The sequence below is a fragment of the Streptomyces flaveolus genome, from assembly GCF_014648815.1.
Classification (GTDB): domain Bacteria; phylum Actinomycetota; class Actinomycetes; order Streptomycetales; family Streptomycetaceae; genus Streptomyces; species Streptomyces flaveolus.
Map to the genome: position 1 here is coordinate 321,645 of NZ_BMRV01000002.1, position 16,942 is coordinate 338,586.

The 16,942-nt window shown below is 72.1% G+C and carries 16 protein-coding genes; 6 read left to right on the forward strand and 10 right to left on the reverse strand.

The annotated features are described in order from the left end of the window. On the forward strand, positions 1-1,938 hold the full coding sequence (locus IEZ05_RS05370; RefSeq protein ID WP_189228834.1) for a fumarate reductase/succinate dehydrogenase flavoprotein subunit: 1,938 nt from the start codon (positions 1-3) through the stop codon (positions 1,936-1,938). Further along, complete coding sequence (locus IEZ05_RS05375) at positions 1,935-2,702, forward strand: succinate dehydrogenase/fumarate reductase iron-sulfur subunit (protein ID WP_189228835.1); 768 nt, start codon at positions 1,935-1,937, stop codon at positions 2,700-2,702. The genes IEZ05_RS05370 and IEZ05_RS05375 overlap by 4 nt, the downstream gene beginning before the upstream one ends. Positions 2,703-2,717: 15 nt before the next feature. On the opposite strand, the gene IEZ05_RS05380 is transcribed toward IEZ05_RS05375, so the two are convergent. After that, entirely contained in the window at positions 2,718-3,833 is a 1,116-nt protein-coding gene (locus tag IEZ05_RS05380) for a glycoside hydrolase family 18 protein (RefSeq protein ID WP_189228836.1), read from the reverse strand. A gap of 122 nt (positions 3,834-3,955) precedes the next feature. Between IEZ05_RS05380 and IEZ05_RS36730 the strand changes: the two genes are divergently transcribed. Then, the gene (locus IEZ05_RS36730) at positions 3,956-4,087 is read left to right on the forward strand and encodes a hypothetical protein (protein ID WP_268255145.1); all 132 of its coding nucleotides are present in this window, start codon (positions 3,956-3,958) and stop codon (positions 4,085-4,087) included. Here IEZ05_RS36730 and IEZ05_RS05385 read toward each other — a convergent pair. The 7 genes from IEZ05_RS05385 to IEZ05_RS05415 all read right to left on the reverse strand — a co-directional run bounded on the left by IEZ05_RS05385 (position 4,074) and on the right by IEZ05_RS05415 (position 11,682). After that, entirely contained in the window at positions 4,074-6,776 is a 2,703-nt protein-coding gene (locus IEZ05_RS05385) for a SpoIIE family protein phosphatase (RefSeq protein WP_189228837.1), read from the reverse strand. The two genes, IEZ05_RS36730 and IEZ05_RS05385, sit on opposite strands and share 14 nt — an antisense overlap. A gap of 227 nt (positions 6,777-7,003) precedes the next feature. Continuing rightward, a complete protein-coding gene (locus IEZ05_RS05390; RefSeq protein WP_373298727.1) occupies positions 7,004-7,450 on the reverse strand; it encodes an ATP-binding protein in 447 nt (148 codons plus the stop codon). A gap of 117 nt (positions 7,451-7,567) precedes the next feature. Then, the gene (locus IEZ05_RS05395) at positions 7,568-7,990 is read right to left on the reverse strand and encodes a (deoxy)nucleoside triphosphate pyrophosphohydrolase (protein WP_189228838.1); all 423 of its coding nucleotides are present in this window, start codon (positions 7,988-7,990) and stop codon (positions 7,568-7,570) included. 52 nt (positions 7,991-8,042) lie between these two features. Then, positions 8,043-8,234 carry an SPOR domain-containing protein gene (locus IEZ05_RS05400; protein ID WP_189228839.1) on the reverse strand — a complete coding sequence of 64 codons (192 nt, stop codon included), beginning with the start codon at positions 8,232-8,234 and terminating at the stop codon, positions 8,043-8,045. A gap of 397 nt (positions 8,235-8,631) precedes the next feature. Next, on the reverse strand, positions 8,632-9,384 hold the full coding sequence (locus IEZ05_RS05405) for a GntR family transcriptional regulator (protein WP_189228840.1): 753 nt from the start codon (positions 9,382-9,384) through the stop codon (positions 8,632-8,634). Positions 9,385-9,530: 146 nt separating this feature from the next. Beyond that, positions 9,531-10,679 (reverse strand): DUF4190 domain-containing protein, encoded by a 1,149-nt coding sequence (locus IEZ05_RS05410; protein ID WP_189228841.1) that lies wholly within the window; start codon positions 10,677-10,679, stop codon positions 9,531-9,533. Between the two features lie 172 nt (positions 10,680-10,851). Beyond that, the gene (locus IEZ05_RS05415; protein ID WP_189228842.1) at positions 10,852-11,682 is read right to left on the reverse strand and encodes an oxidoreductase; all 831 of its coding nucleotides are present in this window, start codon (positions 11,680-11,682) and stop codon (positions 10,852-10,854) included. A 95-nt stretch (positions 11,683-11,777) separates the two neighbouring features. On the opposite strand from IEZ05_RS05415, the gene IEZ05_RS05420 reads away from it, so the two are divergent. After that, positions 11,778-12,701, forward strand: a complete 924-nt coding sequence (locus IEZ05_RS05420) for a LysR family transcriptional regulator (RefSeq protein ID WP_189228843.1) — start codon at positions 11,778-11,780, stop codon at positions 12,699-12,701. 18 nt (positions 12,702-12,719) lie between these two features. On the opposite strand, the gene IEZ05_RS05425 is transcribed toward IEZ05_RS05420, so the two are convergent. Then, a complete protein-coding gene (locus IEZ05_RS05425; RefSeq protein ID WP_229869572.1) occupies positions 12,720-12,956 on the reverse strand; it encodes a hypothetical protein in 237 nt (78 codons plus the stop codon). Positions 12,957-13,204: 248 nt separating this feature from the next. Between IEZ05_RS05425 and IEZ05_RS05430 the strand changes: the two genes are divergently transcribed. After that, positions 13,205-13,357, forward strand: a complete 153-nt coding sequence (locus tag IEZ05_RS05430; RefSeq protein WP_308426884.1) for a hypothetical protein — start codon at positions 13,205-13,207, stop codon at positions 13,355-13,357. Positions 13,358-13,535: 178 nt separating this feature from the next. Here the strand turns inward: IEZ05_RS05430 and IEZ05_RS05435 are convergent, their stop codons facing one another. Then, on the reverse strand, positions 13,536-14,795 hold the full coding sequence (locus tag IEZ05_RS05435; protein ID WP_189228844.1) for a cellulase family glycosylhydrolase: 1,260 nt from the start codon (positions 14,793-14,795) through the stop codon (positions 13,536-13,538). 849 nt (positions 14,796-15,644) lie between these two features. Between IEZ05_RS05435 and manA the strand changes: the two genes are divergently transcribed. Beyond that, complete coding sequence (manA, locus tag IEZ05_RS05440) at positions 15,645-16,868, forward strand: mannose-6-phosphate isomerase, class I (RefSeq protein ID WP_189228845.1); 1,224 nt, start codon at positions 15,645-15,647, stop codon at positions 16,866-16,868. Positions 16,869-16,942 lie beyond the last annotated feature (74 nt).

The following is a 16,942-nucleotide window of genomic DNA, read 5'->3' on the forward strand; positions in this document are numbered from 1 at the left end:
ATGTCCGTGGTCGACCGGCAGGAGTGGGACGTCGTCGTGGTGGGCGCGGGCGGCGCCGGACTGCGCGCCGCGATCGAGGCCCGCGAGCGGGGCGCCCGTACGGCCGTCGTCTGCAAGTCGCTGTTCGGCAAAGCGCACACCGTGATGGCCGAGGGCGGCATCGCCGCGGCCATGGGCAACGTCAACTCCGGCGACAACTGGCAGGTCCACTTCCGCGACACCATGCGCGGCGGCAAGTTCCTCAACCAGTGGCGGATGGCCGAGCTGCACGCCCAGGAGGCCCCGCAGCGGGTGTGGGAGCTGGAGACCTGGGGCGCGCTGTTCGACCGGACCGGGGACGGCCGGATCTCGCAGCGCAACTTCGGCGGCCACGAGTACCCGCGCCTCGCGCACGTCGGCGACCGCACCGGCCTGGAACTGATCCGCACGCTCCAGCAGAAGATCGTCTCCCTCCAGCAGGAGGACGCCCGGGAGACCGGGGACTACGAGTCCCGCCTCAAGGTCTTCCAGGAGTGCACGGTGACGCGGGTGCTGAAGGAGGCCAACCGGGTCTCCGGGGTCTTCGGCTACGAGCGCGAGTCGGGGCGCTTCTTCGTCCTGGAGGCGTCCTCGGTGGTGATCGCCACGGGCGGCATCGGCAAGTCCTTCAAGGTGACGTCGAACTCGTGGGAGTACACCGGCGACGGCCACGCCCTGGCGCTGCTGGCCGGTGCGCCGCTGCTGAACATGGAGTTCGTGCAGTTCCACCCGACGGGCATGGTCTGGCCGCCGTCGGTCAAGGGCATCCTCGTCACCGAGTCGGTGCGCGGCGACGGCGGGGTGCTCCGGAACTCCGACGGCGAGCGGTTCATGTTCGACTACGTCCCCGACGTGTTCAAGGAGAAGTACGCCGAGTCGGAGGAGGAGGCCGACCGCTGGTACGACGACCCGGACCACAACCGGCGTCCGCCCGAACTCCTCCCCCGCGACGAGGTGGCGCGCGCGATCAACGCCGAGGTGAAGGAGGGCCGGGGCTCACCGCACGGCGGGGTCTTCCTCGACGTGTCCACCCGGATGCCGGCCGAGGTGATCAAGCGCCGGCTGCCCTCGATGTACCACCAGTTCAAGGAGCTGGCCGACGTCGACATCACGGCCGAGCCGATGGAGGTCGGGCCCACCTGCCACTACGTGATGGGCGGTGTCGCCGTCGACTCCGACACGGCCGCCGCGCGCGGGGTGCCGGGGCTGTACGCGGCCGGTGAGGTGGCCGGCGGCATGCACGGCTCCAACCGGCTCGGCGGCAACTCGCTGTCCGACCTGCTGGTGTTCGGGCGCCGGGCGGGCCGGCACGCGGCCGAGTACGCGGCGGCCCGGGAGGCCGGTGACCGGCCCCGGGTGGACGACGACCAGGTCGCCGCCGCCGCCGCGGAGGCGCTGCGGCCGTTCTCCGCCGAGACGGAGCGGCCCGACGAGGGGCCGCCGGAGAACCCGTACACCCTCCACCAGGAACTCCAGCAGGCGATGAACGACCTGGTCGGCATCATCCGCCGCGAGCCGGAGATGAAGCAGGCCCTGGAGAAGCTCGCGGAGCTGCGGCTGCGGGCCCGCCGGGCCGGAGTGGAGGGGCACCGGCAGTTCAACCCGGGCTGGCACCTCGCCCTGGACCTGCGCAACATGCTGCTGGTCAGCGAGTGCGTGGCGCGGGCCGCGCTGGAACGCACCGAGTCGCGCGGCGGGCACACCCGCGAGGACCATTCGTCGATGGAACCCCGGTGGCGTCCGGTCAACCTGCTGTGCACCCTGGCCGACCCGACCGGCGGCCTGGCGGCGACGGACCCGGAGCGCGGCCAGATCAGCCTGGAGCGGCAGACCACCGAGCCCATCCGCCCCGACCTGCTCGCCCTCTTCGAGAAGGACGAGCTGGTCAAGTACCTCGCCGAGGAGGAGTTGTCCGAATGAGCGGCTACGAGGCCGGCTTCAGGGTGTGGCGGGGCGACGTGGAGGGCGGTGGGCTGGAGGACTTCCGCGTCGAGGTGAACGAGGGCGAGGTGGTCCTGGACATCATCCACCGCATCCAGGCGACCCAGGCCCCCGATCTCGCCGTGCGCTGGAACTGCAAGGCCGGCAAGTGCGGTTCGTGCTCGGCGGAGATCAACGGGCGTCCCCGGCTGATGTGCATGACCCGCATGTCGGTCTTCGGCCGCGAGGAGACGGTCACCGTCACCCCGCTGCGGGCCTTCCCGGTCGTCCGGGACCTGGTGACGGACGTCGGCTTCAACTACACCAAGGGCCGGGAGGTCCCGGCGTTCGTCCCGCCCGCCGACCTCGGGCCGGGTGAGTACCGGATGATGCAGGAGGACGTGGACCGCTCGCAGGAGTTCCGCAAGTGCATCGAGTGCTTCCTGTGCCAGGACACCTGCCATGTCGTCCGCGACCACGAGGAGAACAAGCCGGCCTTCGCCGGTCCGCGTTTCCTCATGCGGGTCGCCGAGCTGGACATGCACCCGCTGGACGCGGCAGCGGAGACCGGCCTGGACCGCAAACGCACGGCCCAGGACGAACACGGCCTCGGCTACTGCAACATCACCAAGTGCTGCACGGAGGTCTGCCCCGAGGGCATCAGGATCACCGACAACGCGCTGATCCCGCTGAAGGAGCGGGCCGTGGACCGCAAGTACGACCCGCTGGTGTGGCTGGGCTCCAAGATCAGGCGCCGCTCCTAGCGCCTCGCGGCCCGCTCAGCGCACCCAGCCCTCGCGGTACGCCGTCCAGTCCTCCTCCGTCGCCGCGAAGTCGATGTACGCGGCGACACCGAAGCGGGCCCGGTCGGCGTCCGTGCGGGACAGGCCCAGGCGGACGCCGCGGACGGCGGCGGCGACGGTCTCGGCGTGATTCCAGTGGCCGAAGCGGTTCTCGTGGTAGAAGGGCAGGCCCATCAGCAGGTGGGTGGTGGGCGGCGTGACCTCCAGGGCGAGGGAGGTCTGCTGGGCGACGTAACCGCCGTACAGGCTCTCCAGGGGCTGCATGGTGTCGTACGACATGACGGCGATCTGGTCGACCCGGCGGGCGACCTGGCCGAAGAACTCCTGCGACCACCACTTGGGGTGCCCGGCGACCGTGCCCCAGAAGGAGTGGAAGGCGGGGAGCGGGTCGATCTGGTGGGCGGCCACCGAGAGCTGCGCGCCCTCGGCGCGGGTCACGGCGCGCACGTCGTCCAGGAGGGACAGGTAGTTCCGGTCGCCGGAGTGCAGCGGCTCCAGGTCGAGGTGGACACCGTCGTAGCCGGCGTGCAGGACCTGGCGGGCCGAGCGGACGACCGCGGCCCGGGTGGCCGCCCTCTCCAGGCGCATGCCGTGGGGGCTCTCGGTGGCGAGGACGTCGCCGAGGAAGGCCTGGACGCGGACGCCGGGCATCTCCCGGTGCACGGCGTCGGTGAGCCAGCGCGCCTTCGGGTACAGCGACTTCGGCAGGGTGCCGTCGTGCTCCATCGGGCCGGTGTGGACGTACAGGTCGCGGATGCCGGTCGTCTTCAGGCGGCGGGCGAGCGCGGTGACGTCCGCGTCGTCCTTGCGGCCGTCGACCCAGGCGTGGCCGAGCCAGATCGCGTCGCGGTTCCTGGTGTAGGTGCCGTCGGCGGGGTCGCCCATGTAGTTGACGCGCAGGGCGGCCTCGGCGGTGAGCAGGGGGACGAGCAGGACGAGGAGAACGACGAGGGCGGTGCGGCGGATGCGACGGAGCCGTCGTTTCCCCGCGGGTGGCTTCTGTGGGGTCCGATCGCCGTCGGCGGCAGCCGGTTCGGTGCGTGCCGGATCGGTCGTTGCCGGTTCGGTGGCTGTCGGCTCCGTGTCCTCCACGGTGTCCCCTCCCTGTGGCCGTCCCCGGTCGCGGTGGCCGGTTCCGGCGCATACGCTCCGAGCGTGTTGCCACCGGGGACGACTCGAACCGGTGTTCCGGTTGCGGTCAGGGGTGCGTCGCGATGATCTCCGCCGACCTGGTGCCGCCCCTGGTCACGGCCGGGGCGGTGCTGCTGCTGGCCGGGTACGCCCGGATGCGCCGCACCCGGCGCGCCCGGTCCCGGACGACACCGGGGCGCGTCAGAAGAGGCTGAGCAGGGCCTCCGCCGGGTCGGTCAGCTGGGTGTCGCCGCCCGGCAGGGGCAGCTCGAACCACACCGTCTTCCCGCGCGGCGTACGGCGTGAGCCCCAGGCGGCGCTGAGCAGGCCGACCAGTTGCAGGCCGCGGCCGCCCTCGTCGGTGTCGCGGGCGCGGCGCCGGCGGGGCTGGACCAGGCCGGAGTCCCAGACCTCGCAGACCAGGGTGCGGTCGAGCAGGAGGCGGAGCCTGATCTCGCCCTCGCCGTACCGCAGCGCGTTGGTGACCAGTTCGCTGACCAGCAGCTCCGTGGTGTCGACCAGGGGTTCCAGGTCCCAGCTGAGCAGCTGTGCGCGGGCGTACTCGCGGGCCCGGCCCACGCTGCGCGGCTCGCGCGGCAGGGTCCAGTCGCCGACGGACTCGGCGGGCAGTCCCTGGACGCGGGCCATCAGCAGGGCGATGTCGTCCTCGCCGTGGTGGCTGTCGAGGGTGTTGAGGACCTGGTCGCAGACGTCCTCGAGGGGACGCGTGGGATCGGTGAGCGCACCGACGAAGGCCTGGAGGCCCTCGTCCAGGGGGTGATCGCGGCTTTCGACCAGTCCATCCGTGTAGAGCGCGAGCAGGGCGCCCTCGGGCAGTTCGACCTCCACCTCCTCGAAGGGCTCGCCGCCGACGCCGAGCGGCAGGCCCGGCGGGACGTCCAGCATCAGCGCGGACTCGCCGGGCTCGACCAGGACGGGCGGCAGATGGCCCGCGTTGGCGAAGGTGCAGCGCCGGGTCACCGAGTCGTAGACGGCGTAGACGCACGTCGCGAGGTAGACCTCGGACAGGTCGGCCTCGCGGGGGCGGCGGGCCGCCCGCGTCGCCTGCTGCACCCCGCCGGGGGCGCCGAGGCCCCGGGCGATCTCGTCCAGGTGGGAGAGCACCTCGGCCGGTTCGAGGTCGAGCTGCGCCAGCGTCCTCACGGCGGTGCGCAGTTCGCCCATCGCGACGGCGGCGCGCAGTCCGCGTCCCATGACGTCGCCGACGACCAGGGCGGTGCGGTGGCCGGGAAGTTCGATGACGTCGAACCAGTCGCCGCCGACCTCGCTGGGCCGGCCGGTGGCCGCGTTGCCCGGCAGGTAGCGGCAGGCGATGTCGAGTCCGGAGGCCTCCGGGTCGCCGGGCGGGAGCAGGGAGCGCTGGAGGATCAGCGCGCGTTCGTGCTCGCGCCGGTAGAGGCGGGCGTTGTCGATGCAGACGGCGGCCCGCGCCGCCAGTTCCACGGCGAGGTCGCGGTCGCGGTCCCCGAACGGCTCACTGCCCTTGGTCCGGGCGAACTGCGCGAGTCCCACGACCGTGTCGTGGGCGACCATGGGGACGGCGAGCGTGGACTGCACGAGACCGCCGTCCTCGGCGGGCACGGTGCGCGGGCGGGCCGTGCGCAGGGCGTCCGCGCAGGGCGAGTTGAACGGGTAGTGGTGGACGGCTCCGAGCTTGACCCGCTCGCCGGCGCCGTGGAAGGGCGCGTCGGAGACGGCGCTGGAGAAGGCGACGCGGCGCAGTTCGGCGCTGCCGTCGGCGAGCCCGGGCGGCGTCTCGTCGCCGGCCAGCATCCCCTGGTAGAGGTCGACGGTGGCCAGGTCGCAGAAGCCGGGGACGACGACGTCGAGGAGCTCGCGGGCGGTGGTCTCCAGGTCGAGGGAGTTGCCGATGCGGGCGCCGGCGTCGTTGAGGAGTGCGAGGTTGCGCCGGGCGGCGGCGGCCTCGCGGGCGGCGGCGCGGCGGGCGGTGATGTCGGTGCCGAGCCAGGCGATGCCGATGGGCCGGCCCGAACCGCTGTGCACCCGGTAGAGGTTGACGGACCAGTGGCGGCGCTCGTCGGAGCCGGGCACGAAGCCCGTGACGTGCATGTCGGTGATGGACTCGCCGGTTTCCAGCACCCGGCGCAGGGTGGCGGAGACCCGGTCGGCCTCGGCGCGCGACAGGTAGTCGTGGACACCCTTGCCCCGGTGGGTGTCGGGGGTGCCGCCGAAGATGGAGGCGAACCGCTGGTTGGCGCGGCGCACCCGCAGCTCGGGGTCGATCAGCAGGAACCCGAACGGGGACTGGCCGAAAATGGCCTGCGAGGCGGCGAGGTCGGTCTCGATGCTGCGCAGGGTGCGGACGTCGACGACGATGCAGACGGCGGCCTTCTCGCCGTCCTCCGTCCGCGTCGGCATGACGTACACCTCGGCGAGGCCTCGCGGCCCGCGGCGCTCGTGCTTCCCGTCCTCGGTCACCACGGCCGGTGCGCGGAAGGGGACCACGCCGGTCCACTCGCGTCCGTCGAGGATCTCGGCCATCTTGCGCTGGCCCCGTTCCCGCAGGTCGGGGTCGATGAACGTTTCGATGGGGTCGGTGCCGACGGCGTGTTCGGCGGGGATGCCGAGCAGTTGCTCGGCGCGCAGGCTCCACTGGTCGACGAGGCCGTCGGGGCCGATGGAGAAGGACGCGACCTTGATGTAGTCGTACATGGAGCCGGGCGGGCTGCTCTGCCACACGGCGTCACCGGACGGCGCGTCTCCGTGGGGGCCACCGCCGGGACCGGTGCCCGCCGGGACCCCGGCAGCGCCCGCGGCGCCGGCCCCGGCAACGGCCGACGGACCCTCGGACCCCGTGGCCCTCGCTGGTATCTCGCTCACGCGAACCGTCCCCTCCAGCTCACCGCACCCGGCACCGGTCACCGGGGGCGGCTGCCCGCAGTATCCAGCACTACGGCGCCGCACGACACGGTGTTCACGATCACAGCACGGTCCCGATGCTTTTCGGTCCGGACCGTGACAACACTTCCAGTCTTCTAACCAGCGGACACGGCATCGAATCACGTACTTCGACAACTGCCACTGGCCTGAACCGGTCGGCCGACGGGACGGTACCGGATGTCGGGACATTTCGGCGCGGCCCTCGCCCGTCACTCCGGCACCGCGAGTTCGAACCAGACGGTCTTGCCGGTCCCACCTGGGCGGGTACCCCAGCGGCGGGCGGAGGAGGCCACCAGTTGCAGCCCGCGGCCGCCCTCGTCCTCGGGCCGGGCGGCACGCTCGCGGGGCGGGTCCGGGAGCGGGTCGGAGACCTCCACGAGCAGGACGCCGTCCAGGCCGTCGGGGCGGAGCACGAGACGGACGCCGATGGGGCCGGTGGCGTGCCGCAGGGCGTTGGTGACCAGCTCGCTGACCAGCAGGGCGGTGATGTCGCCGACACTGTCGAGGTCCCAGCCGCGCAGCCGGTCGCGGACGAGGGAGCGCGCGGTCCGCACGGCGCCCGGCTCCCCGGGAAAAACCCATTCGACGCAGTCGCCTTCGGTCCCGATCACGCCGATCACTTCCCCGGCCGGCAACCCCACTCTGTCCGGTTTCATGGGGTTAATGGGCCCATACCCGATATGAGGGGCCCGTTACCGTCCACGAGGACACCTGAGGACCCGCGGGCGCATGGAAGCACCGGCGGCGTACGGGGGCGCCCGCACCGGCTCCCCCTACGCGCCCCGCGCGTCGTTCGCCTCCGGTGTCAGGTGTGCGAGCGCCCGCTCGACGGCCGGCACGTCCTGGTCGAGCCAGGGCACGTCCCAGATCTCGCCGGGGGTGAGCCAGCGCAGGGCGTCGTGGTCCTCGAGGGGTTCAGGGGCGGCGGAGCCGGGCAGCAGGCGGGCGGTCCACACCTGGAGGACGTACGGGGGCCTCAGCGGCCACTGGCCCGGGACCCGCTCGCCGGTTTCGGCCGCCACGCCGAGTTCCTCGCGCAGTTCGCGCACGAGGGCCGCCTCGGGCGTCTCGCCCGGTTCGACCTTGCCGCCGGGCAGCTCCCAGCGTCCGGCCAGCTCGGCCGGCGCGCTGCGCCGTGCGGCGAGCAGACGCCCGCCGTCGACCAGCGCGGCGCCCACCACGATCCGTTCCGTCATACGGCGGAGCCTAGTTGCCCCGCGGGGCCCGACGACGCGGCGGTACGCCGGATCAGTCGGCCGGGCCGGTGGTGTTCGGGCCGAGTTTCTCGACCCAGTAGAGCTGTTTGTGACCGCGACCGTCGAGCGCGTCCGCGACGTTCTGGGCCTCGGCCCGGGTCGCGTACCGGCCCACGCGATAGCGATTGCCGTTGTCGTCCTGGCGGAAGACCAGCCAGGGAAGAGTGACCGTGCTGTCGTTCATCGCGCCCCTCCGCTTCCCACCGCGGCCCTCGTCACGCCCCGCCCGTCGAGGAAACCGCAATCCGCATATGCCCGACCCTACGCCTAACCTTCACGCAGCGAATACGGCTTTTCACAAAGAGGGACGCAACCAGCCAGAACGCAGGGGGCGCACGATGCCCGATGCGCCGTCCTGGGCCACCGATGCTTCCGGTCAGGGGCGTACGCGGCACGAGGAGGCGACCTGCGAGAACGACCGGAATTCCGCGGTGCGGGACGGTGCCGCGGAACAGGGAAGGGGCCCCGGACGCGGTGCCGACGCGGATGAGGGGGCGCGAGAGGCGCACGGAGGCGTGCGCCATCTCACAGAGCGGCGGGGCCCGTTGACGGCGGACGTCCGCCGCCGACGGGCCCCGGCCCTACTTGACGGGCAGGTGGTACGCCACCCGGTACCGGTCGGCCGGGACGACCACGTCGGCCGTCTCGACCGCGCGGCCCGAGGCGTAGAAGGTGCGCCGGACGACCAGCACCACGTGCCCGGGGACACCGCCCAGGGCGAGCAGCTCCTCGGCGAGGCCGGGGCGGGCGCCGACCTCCTCGGTGACGTTGTCCACGACGACGTCGATGGCGGCCATCCGCTCGACGACGCCCATGCCGCCGAGCGGGCCCTCCTCGGGCAGCATCACGGGCGTGCGGCCGGTGAGATCGAGCGGCTCCCAGGAGGTGGAGAGCATCATGGCCTCGCCGCCCTCCCGGAAGACGTACCGCGTGCACATCACCCGGTCCCCGGGCTTGATCCCGAGCCGCTCGGCGACGGCACCGCTCGCCTCGGCCTGTTCGCTGCGGGACTCCCACGTGCCGCGGGCCCCGGCGTCGGCCTGCTCCTGCCGGAAGGGCGTGGCACCGCCGGCCGGACGGTACCCGGAGCGGGCGATGCGCCGGGGCTCGGGCCGCTCGCGCACATAGGTTCCGGATCCCGAGCGTCCTTCGACCAGTCCTTCGGCCATGAGCACCTTGCGCGCCTCCAGGGCGACGGTGTCCGAGACGCCGTACTCCTCGCGGATCCGGGCCTGGGAGGGGAGGCGGGTGTGCGGCGCCAGCAGGCCGTCGACGATCTTCTTGCGGAGATCACCCGCGACACGCAGGTACGCCGGCTGCTCACCGAATGTCACTGGCCGCTCCCATCAGGTTGTACAGACAGCAACAGCGTGGCAACCGTAGGTTGTGCCAGGCAAGCGAAGGCCAGAGATTCACTCGAAGTGATGACGTGTGCCGTCGAGGGCTTCACGCAGGCACTTTCTCCCCACTGGGGACGCCGTCACACCTCCATGCCGGTGCCGTCTCCCCCGTCGGCGCCGCCCTCCTCGTAGTACGGCGGCGTCGTGGGCAGTCCCAGGGCCTTGCGTGCGGTGACCGTCGTGTCGGCCTCGATGAGGTCGAACCCCTTGTCGTAGTGCTCGTAGTACGTGTCGACGTCGGTGGCCCTGGCCGCCTCGCCCCACTCCTTCTGCGCCGTGTCCAGGTCCTCGATCAGGGCGGCGACCTGCCGCTCGGACCCGGCGGGCCAGTCGTGCCGGCGCAGGAGCCCCAGCTCGTGGCGCAGCGCCTCCGACACCTGCCCCGCCCAGACCCCGTACGCCGGGAAGTCGTCCTCGACGGCTTCCGCCTCGGGCATCTCGTCCATGGCCCGGTTGAGGGCGCCTTCCCCCGTCAGATAGGTGACCTGGTGCGGGTCGAGCGTCCTGGCGTCATTGCGCAGCGAGCCGGTGAGCGTGCCCTGCTCGTCCGTGTTGCCGAACAGGCAGGTGATCTCCCGGTCGCCCGCGCGCCAGCTCTGCCGGGTCGGCGTCAGGTAGTACACGTCGACGTCGGCGGGCAGGGCCCAGCGGTCCATGGCGTAGGTGTCCTGGAACGCGTAGCACCGGTCGTCGGCGGACCGGGTGATCTCGTCGTCGCCGGGGTAGGAGCCGCCGGGCAGATCGAAGACGGCGAACACCTCGCCGTCGTGTTCGTCCTGGCAGGGCACCACGTCGACGTCGTAGGTGACCCCTTGCAGGGATCCGCTGGGCGTGGTGAAGCACTGGCCCTCGGAGAGCGCGTACGCGGTGCCCTCGCCCCGTGCGGCGTCCCTGAAGCCCTGCCAGAAGTCGGCGGCGGCACCCGTGGAGAGCGACACCACCCACAGGGCGAGACCCACGGAGGAGAGCACGGAACCGGCCACGGCGAGCCCCTTGCCCCGCTCGCCCTTCCTCCTGATCTGACGCAGGGCGACCAGCCCCAGCACGAGCCCGACCGCAGGGAGGAAGCAGAGCACGCCGAGGACGAGCGCGGCGATGGCCACACCGTTGACGGGTGCCTGCCGCGGGTACGCCCCGTAGGGACCGCCCCAGACCGGCGGAGGCTGCTGCGGGGCGTACGGTCCCTGCGGGTAAGGCCCTTGGGGACCGGGGGGCGGCGGTATGGACACGGGTGCCGTGCTCCTGATCCGTGCGGCGACGCGAAGGCTCCGCGGGGTGAGGGCGACCGCCCGGAACGCACGGCCGCGTGACTGAGCGCATGGTATGCGCGCGCGGGGCGGGGGCGGTACGCGAGATCAGGTACGACGGCCCGGGGACGACGCTTCCCGGCCCGCGTGCGTCTCAGTCGTCGAAGCCCGTGGCCCGGGTGCGCTTCTCCCACGCCGTCACATCCGCCCGGACCTGGTCCAGGTGGCCGAGAACCGCGCTGACGCCGTCGTCGCCGAGCGGCAGCCGCAGCGGGGTGTCGTCGGCCGCCAGCGCGGCGAGCACGAGTGCCGCCGCCTTGGCCGGATCGCCGGGCTGGCTGCCGTCGCCGCCGGTGACGAGCCCACGGGTCTCGCTCACCTTGGCGTACACACCGCTGTCGGCGCTGAGCCCGGCCGCACCGCTCGCGAACAGGCCGGTGCGGAAGGCCCCCGGCTCCACGATCAGCACCTTGATCCCGAACTCCCGCACCTCGTCCGCGAGCCCCTCGCTCATGCCCTCCAGCGCGAACTTCGTCCCGCTGTACGCCGAGAAGCCCGCGAAGGACATCTGCCCGCCCATGCTGCTCATCTGCACGATCGCGCCCGAGCGCCGCTCCCGCATGTGCGGCAGCACGGCCCGCGTCAGTGCAGCCGGCCCGAAGACGTGCACGTCGAACAGGGCACGCAGCTCGTCCTCGCCCGTCTCCTCGAAGGCGCCGACGTGTGTACGGCCCGCGTTGTTGACCAGCACGTCGATCCGCCCGTGCCGCGCCACCACGTCCTGTACGGCGGCCTCGGCGGCGGCCGTGTCGGCGACGTCCAGGCGCACCGCCTCCATCTGGTCGGGGTGGGCGGCCACCAGGTCGTCGAGCCCCTCGGGCCGCCGTGCCGCACCGACGACCACATCACCCTCGGCGAGGGCCGCCTCGGCGATCGCCCGCCCGAAGCCGCTGCTCGCGCCCGTGATCAGCCACACCTTGTTCATACCGTCTCCCTGGCCGTTCGTCCGTCTGCAACCGCCAACCACCCTGCCGGGAAAGCCGGTTGCCCGTCCAAGACCCACAGTGATAGCCAACGGTCATGACGACGGACGTGCATGTGCGGGAGCTGCGTTACTTCGCGGCGGTGGCCGAGGAACTGCACTTCACCCGGGCGGCCGAGCGGCTGTACGTGTCCCAGCCGGCGCTGAGCAAGCAGATCCGGGCGCTGGAGCGGCAGTTGGGCGCCGAACTGTTCCGGCGCGAGCCGCGCGGTGTGACGCTGACCGAGGCGGGCACGGCTCTGCTGCCGCATGCCCGGCGAGTGCTGGCCGACTGGACCGAGGGCGCGGCGGCGGTGCGGGCGTCACAGGCCGCACGGCGCGGCACCCTGGTCGTCGGCATGAGCACCAGCCCAGGACGCGGCGGTCTGCTGCCGGCGATCCGCTCCCGGTTCACGGCCGCCCACCCGGAGGCATTACCCCGGCTGCGGCAGCTGAGCTGGCACGACCCGACGGCGGGCCTGGCCGACGGCACGGCCGACGTCGCCTATGTGTGGCTGCCGCTGCCCGACGCCGACCGCTACGCGTGGACCACGGTCGCCGAGGAACCCCGCCTGGTCGCCCTCCCCGACACCCACCCGCTCGCGGCCCGCACCGAGGTCGACTTCGCGGACCTGGCCGACGAGCCGTTCCTCGCCCTGCCGCCGGAGGCGGGCGTCCTGCGCGACTTCTGGCTGGCGCTGGACGAACGGCGTGCGCTGCCCGGAAACACCCCCCGCCCACCGCGCATCGGCGCGGAGATCGCCGGCACCGAAGAGACGTACGAGGCCCTCGTCGCCGGCCTCGGCATCTGCCTCGTCGCCACGGGCAACGCCCCGCTGATCACCCTGGGCGGCGTCACCACCCGCCCGGTCCGCGGGCTGAGCCCCAGCCGTTACGCGCTCGCCTGGCGCCGGGAGGACGAGGACCACCCGCTGGTACGGGGGTACGTGGAGGCGTGCCGACAGGTGATCGGGCGTGGCTGACGGCCGCCGGACGGACGTTCACACGCGCCTGCCCGAGCGGCCGTTGCGCCACCAGGTGACGAGCCACAGGACTCTGACGCCGCCCAGGACGGCCAGCACCGCCACCGAGTCGGCGTTGCCCGCGAGGCCGTGCTCCGGGCCCAGTCCCCGGGCGGCACCGACCAGCAGGGCGATGTCGACGGGAAGGGTGACGGTGGCCATGAACGCCAGGCAGGCAGCCGTACCTACGACGAGCACGACGCTGTACAGGCGCACGGCCCGGCGTTCGTGCGGGGGGAGCCGGGTGCTCGGGTCGGCCGCCCCTGCGGATTTTCCGTCGCGCGACGGCCGTCGCACCGTCCGCCGAAACCTGTACCGGGCGTAGGCGAGACCGTACGGGCCACGCTCAGCCCCTCGCCGAGGAGTTCCACCGCGCGCGCTCCGACGGCCGGCAGGGCGACGGAGGTCCGGGTGGCCATGCGGCCCACGATCCACTCGTCCCGGTCACGCCGTACCGCGAGGTCGTGCAGGAGGACGCGGGCCTGGAAGGGCTGTTCACCACATGGTGCGCGGACTTCGAGCAGGCCCTGCGTCTGCGCTGGGTACCGGTAGGGCGCCAGGTGGAACACCAGACACACACGGTGCTGGCAGCCGCCTCGAGCGCGCTGCTGAGCTGAGCCGACCGGGACAGCTGCCAGAAAGTGCGGCTGCGCCCCTCGGGCATCGCCCCCGGTCTCGGCGAGGGCTGGCCTCGCCGGTCGCGGCAGCAGAACGGGTGCCGTGCCTGACAGCGTCGTGCGACCGGACGCCCCGCCCGGGGACCTCTCCGGGGCGGGGCGTCCTCGCGTCCGTCGGTCAGCGGTCCGCGGCGCTGCCCCGGACGACGCAGGAGCGGCTGTTCTCCCAGCCCCACCCGTCACCGTCGGGGTCCGAGGCGCTGCCCTTCACGCAGTACGGGTAACCGTTGGGAGCGAGAGCGCCGGGGACGACGCAGGAGCGGCCGTTCTCCCAGCCCCACCCGTCACCGTCGGGGTCCGAGGCGCTGCCCTTCACGCAGTACGGGTAACCGTTGGGAGCGGTACCGCCCGTGCCGCCGTCACCGCCGCCGTACACGGTGGCGGTCTTGGACGTGGCTGCGATGCCGTTGCTGCCGTTGAAGAAGCGGTTGCCCCAGGTGGTCAGCGAGTTCGGGTCGAAGCCGTTGACCATGTCGAGGTACTCGACACCGCTGCCGTTGCCGCTCCACGACCAGCCGATGTAGCCGATGCCGAGGGACTGGGCCGTCGCCATGACGGCGTCCTCGTCGGGGTTGCCGTCGCTGTGCTGGTCACCGAACTCACCGACGACGATGGGCAGTCCCTTGCCCACGAAGGCGTTGAGGTAGTCCCGCACCTCGGTCGCGGTGTCGTAGACCCCGTACATGTGGATCGAGAAGATGGTGTTGCGGTCGGGGTCGGAGGCGAAGACCGAGGCAGCGTTGGAGCGCATCGTGCCGGACCAGTCCTGGCCCCAGTTGGGTGCGTCGACCATCAGGGCGTGGTCGAGGCCGGCGCCGCGGAGCTTGCCGATGGCCGCCTTGGTCGCGTCGGTCCACGCCGCGTAGTCGGTGTTGCCGAAGGGCTCGTTGCCGATGTTGACGACGACGTAGTCCTCCTGGCCCTCCAGCGCGCTCTTCACGCTGACCCAGTAGTCGGCCGCCTGAGCCAGGCTGGTCGCGGCGCCGTCCTCGCCGTAGCCGGTGGTGTCGTGCACCTCCAGGACGCAGATGACCTTGTTCTCCTTGCACTGGCCGATGAGCGTGGAGACCTGGGAGACGCTCGTCTTCGTCCAGCGGCCGCCGCTGCTCAGCACGACGCGGACGGTGTTGGCGCCCTTGGCCGCGATGTCGGCGATGGAGCTGGTGCGCTCGGGATACCAGGTGTAGGCGTGATTGACCCCGCGCATGACGAACGCGTTGCCGTTGCCCTCGACGACACGTCCGTTGCTGACGTGGATACCGCCGTCCGCCGCCTCCGCCTTGCCGGTGGACGGCCCGGCGAGTGCGAGCAGCAGCCCCAGAACGACGGCGAACGCCATCCCCGCGGTCGTGATCAGCGTGCTTCTTGACCTTCGCATGTGTCTCCTCGGGCAGGTCGGACGGGGGGTGCCGTCGCCTGACCGGGCCCGCCGGACGCACTGTGCCGACACGACTGGCTGACAACGATGTCGGACGGCGGAGACTCGTCACCCGAGGCACGCATCGCAATCGTCGGGAGTTGCGGGGAGGGCACCGGACAAGCGGTGTGATGGGTCGGCGAGGCGGCCGGACCGGGCTGCGGCCGCTCGGCGCCACACCATGAGGCACCGGATGTTCCATCCCTGTCAATAGACGGTTCACGATCCGCCTCAGCGAGCCAGGAAGCACGTGAGGACTAAACCGCTAAACCCGCTACCCAGCGCCGGACAGTCCACCGGGGACAGTGGCTGCCAGCAGGAGAACGGTCTGCGCGATCGATTGACAGGCGAAGTGGACGCCTCTACGTTCCTGCCCGGTTAACCGGTACATGCGAGCCATCCCCCGAACGAGAGAGCCGCCATGCAGGGACACCCCTCTCGCGCCGACCGGACGGTATGCGAAGCCTCCGGCGTTCCCGCTCGTGGCCGTGCCGGCGGGCGTGCGCCTGTCGCCCATACCCTCTCCACCGGCCTCGGCCGCCGCCGAGGAACTTCTTCACGGAGCGTCGCGGGATCCGCCGCCGCCTGGACTCCGGCCGTGGATGTCCAGCGGCTCGACGCCGACTTCGGGGCGGCAGACGGTGACGGCAGTGCCTTCCGGTGACATCGGGACCGCTGGATCGACGGGGAGTTCGGCGCCTTTCGCCCGCTCATCAGCCTGAACCGGAAATCTCGTCAGCGACTATACCGGTTCAATAACAGGAGGCAGGAGGCCCGCGATATCCGTTCGCCCACGGTTAACGTACGACCGTGGATCTACTACAACCGGTCATCAAGTCGTACGCATGGGGTTCACGCGACGCGCTGTCCCGGCTCCAGGGGAGGAACACCCCGTCGGCCGGACCGGAGGCGGAGTTGTGGATGGGCGCGCACCCGTCCGGCCCGGCGGGGATCACCCGCGGGGGACGGGAGACGACACTTCTGGACGCCGTGACCCGCGACCCGCACGGGGAGCTGGGCACCGCGTGCGCCCGGCGGTTCGGGGGCAGGCTGCCGTTCCTGCTGAAGGTGCTGGCCGCCGAGCAGCCGCTTTCCATACAGGTGCACCCGGACCGGCAGCAGGCGCGCTCGGCCTTCGCCGCCCAGCAGGCCGACGGCGGCCGCGGCCCCTACGCGGACGACTGGCCCAAACCCGAACTGCTCTGCGCGCTCACCCGCTTCGAGGTCCTGGCCGGCTTCCGCCAACGCGAGGAGGCCGCACACCTGCTGGAGAACCTCGGGGTCGACGGCCTGCGTCCGGTGATCGGACTGCTGCGCGCCGGCACCGACGAGCACGTTCTCTCCGAAGCCCTGCGAGCCCTGCTGGAGTGGGCTCCGGACGAGCGGACGTCACTGGTGTCCGCCGTCGTGACCTCGAGCCGGCGCCTGGCACGGTCCGCGGACTTTGATGCCGCCGCGTACGCGGCGGTGGGGCGCCTGGCGCGGCATCACCCCGAAGACCTCGGTGTCGTGGCCTCCCTGCTTCTGAACCACCGGGTCCTGGATCCCGGCGCGGCCCTGTTCATGCCGGCCGGCGGACTGCACGCCTACGTCCACGGTGTCGGTCTGGAACTGCTCGCCAACTCGGACAACGTGCTGCGTGCGGGACTGACGGCCAAGGAGGTGAACGTGCCCGAGCTGCTGCGGATCACCAACCCGGCGGTGCGCGTGCCGGTAGTCACGCCGACGACCGTCCGGGGGCCGGGAAGAACATGGCTGTACGACTGCCCGGTGGCGGAGTTCGCCCTCTACAAGACTGAACTCGACGGCACCAGCGGGCCTCTCGTGCCCGCGACCGGCCCTCGCATCGCCTTCTGCGCGGACGGATCGGCCCGACTGCACACAGGGGCGAGCGGCGTCGAGCCGCTGCGGCTCACCCCCGGCACCTCCTGCTTCCTCTCCGCCTCGGACGAGGACGTCCGGGTCGAGGGCAGGGGCACCCTGTTCGTGGCCACCGTCGGCCAGGACCCGGGCGGACGCGGCACCCTCGCTTAGAACCCCTTGTTCGTTTCCCTGATTTGACAACGTTGTCGCGCCCGGGGATCACCTCGACGCCGCCACCGCAGCTT